The 360-nt window shown below is 49.2% G+C and carries 1 protein-coding gene; it reads right to left on the bottom strand.

The genetic code is table 11. The features are described from left to right. On the bottom strand, positions 1-360 hold a 360-nt coding region (locus ACYVTD_RS18115), incomplete at both ends, for an SH3 domain-containing protein (protein WP_461248999.1).

The following is a 360-nucleotide window of genomic DNA, read 5'->3' as shown; positions in this document are numbered from 1 at the left end:
GAATTTTTTCAGGTCCGCCTCGCTTACTGAGAGAGTTTCCACCTTGTCAACGTCCGCGTAGTTTAATTTTCCTTTCGCTTTATAGGCGTTTTCAACTTCCTGGTTAAAGCCTTTCCCCGCAAGGGCGACTTCCCTGGCCGAAGCCGTATTTGTGTTTCCCGATACAATCTGCTTTGCGGAAAGGTTCGCCGTCTGCGTCCAGCCGGATATCGAAGTGTTCGCCGCGCTTCGTATTTCGGCGTTACTGCCGCTAATCTGCAAAATGGTAACTTTGTCGCCGTAGTTTAAGATTCCCCTCGTGCTGGAGAAGAATCCCGTGGAAGATTTTAACGTAAGACTTTTTACCGCCACGTACATGGT

The organism is Treponema sp. R6D11 (assembly GCF_054786075.1).
This window is presented reverse-complemented; position numbering and strand designations above follow the sequence as displayed.